General features: G+C 76.3%; 2 protein-coding genes. Both read left to right on the top strand.

The features are described 5' to 3' along the window. On the top strand, positions 1-418 hold a 418-nt coding region (locus IEZ31_RS57985), incomplete at its 5' end, for an AAA family ATPase (protein ID WP_229837304.1). Then, positions 411-1,780: hypothetical protein (locus IEZ31_RS54780; protein ID WP_190258120.1), on the top strand; the 1,370-nt coding region annotated here is incomplete at its 3' end. The genes IEZ31_RS57985 and IEZ31_RS54780, both read left to right, overlap by 8 nt.

Below are 1,780 nucleotides of genomic sequence, written 5' to 3'. Positions count from 1 at the left end.
GCGGGTGCTGGTGTGCGACGAGGCGCAGTGGCTGTCGCGGGAGTGCTTCGAGTTCTGGCGGCACCTGTGGGACGACCCGCGCACCGACATCGCGATCGTCTTCGTCGGCGGCGGGGACTGCTACCGGGTCCTCAAGCGCGAGCCGATGCTCTCGTCACGGGTGTACGTGTGGCAGGAGTTCCGGCGTATGACTCCCGGCCAGGTCTTGCAGGTCATTCCCGTCTACCACCCGGTGTGGGCCGACGCCGACTCGGAGCTGCTCGCCTATGCCGACGCGCACGCCGGGCACGGCAACTTCCGCGCCTGGGCCAAGATCACCGCGCACGTGGTAACCGCGCTGGACCGCCTTGGCCGCAACCGCCCGGACGCCGACGTGCTGCAGTGGGTGTTCGGCCGCCTCGGCGGCCACGATGCCTGACCAGGCCGCGCCCTGGGTGTGGGACGGGCCCGCGCAGGGCCGCGTTGACGTGCTGCTCGACCCCGCCGACGACGCCGCGGTCACCGCGGCGCTGCTCTCGCGCCACGACCCGGCGGCCGGCCGGGTCGTGATCCATCCGACGCCGGGCGGCCGCGGAGACGCCGGCCTCGCCCACGACGTGCTCGCCGCGCTCGGCGTGCCCGTCCAGCAGTTCGCCGCTGAGCGGCTCGGCGGCGCCGGCCCGGCCTGGCGCGCGGCCGCGGCGTGGTGCCACGCCGCCGAGGTGACCGAGCTGGTGGTGCTCCGGGCGCACCGGCTCACCGCGACCGGCTGGGCGCGGCTGCTCGGGCTGACCCGGGCCAGCCGAGCGGCGCTGCTGCTGGTCTGCCACACCCGCACCGTCCCGGCCCACCTGCGGACCGCCCTCGGTGGCGTCGCGCACGAGGTCCTCGAGGACCTGGCCGTGCTGCCCGGCCGGGACAACTCGCCGCCGGGCCGGGCCAAGGCCTCGCCGGCCGGGCAGCGCGAGTTCGTGGCTCTGCCGGGCCGGCTGCCTACCGGGCAGGTCCTGCACTACCGGGCCGACGTGTACCGGCGCCACCCGCTGCACGTGTTCGCCCGCGTCGACGACCTTTACGGCCGCGGCCTCGACGATGCCTGCCGCTGGCTGGCCCACCGCGACCCACCCGGCCCGCACGACCCGCCGACCGACCCGCGGCTGCAGCGCTTCCTCACCGAACTCGTCCACGACAGCCCCACCCGCCAGCACACCACCGCCCTGCTGCGCGGCGCCCAGGCAGGGTTCCTGCTGCACGGCAGCTGGCTGGCCCTGCCCAACCTCACCACCGCCGGCGGGCCCGGCCTGGGCACCACCCCGCTCACCGCCGACATCGCCGCCCGGATCCGCGCGCACGTCGCCCACCCGGTCCTGGCCGCCGGTGTCACGCTGGCCCTGTTCACCGGGCTCAGCCTGCCCAGCCTGCGCACACTGCGCCTCGACGCACTCGCCCCACCGACGCTCGCGCTCATCGCACCGCGGCCGCGGCGCGGGCCGTACCCGGCCCACCAGGTGATGTTCCACATCCCCCGCCCCGCCCGGCCGCTGCTCCGCGCCGCCCGGATGTTCCTGCAGGCCAGCAGCGACAACCCGCGGCAGCGGATCTTCGCCGGGTTCGCGCCGATGCCCGCCGCAGTCGAGCAGGCCGCCCAGCGGTGCGGCCTGCCCCTGCCCCGCCGCCCGGTCGAGCTGACCGACGCCTGGCCGGCACCGGCCCGATGGACCCAGCTCGGCGAGCCGATCCACACCACCGGCTCCAGCCCGGACGCACCAGCCGGGCAGGTCTGCGGCACCGCCCACCCGGT

Source organism: Dactylosporangium sucinum, assembly GCF_014647515.1.
Classification (GTDB): Bacteria; Actinomycetota; Actinomycetes; order Mycobacteriales; family Micromonosporaceae; genus Dactylosporangium; species Dactylosporangium sucinum.
The sequence above is the reverse complement of the archived record's forward strand: the minus strand, read 5'-3'. Positions and strand labels throughout refer to the sequence as shown.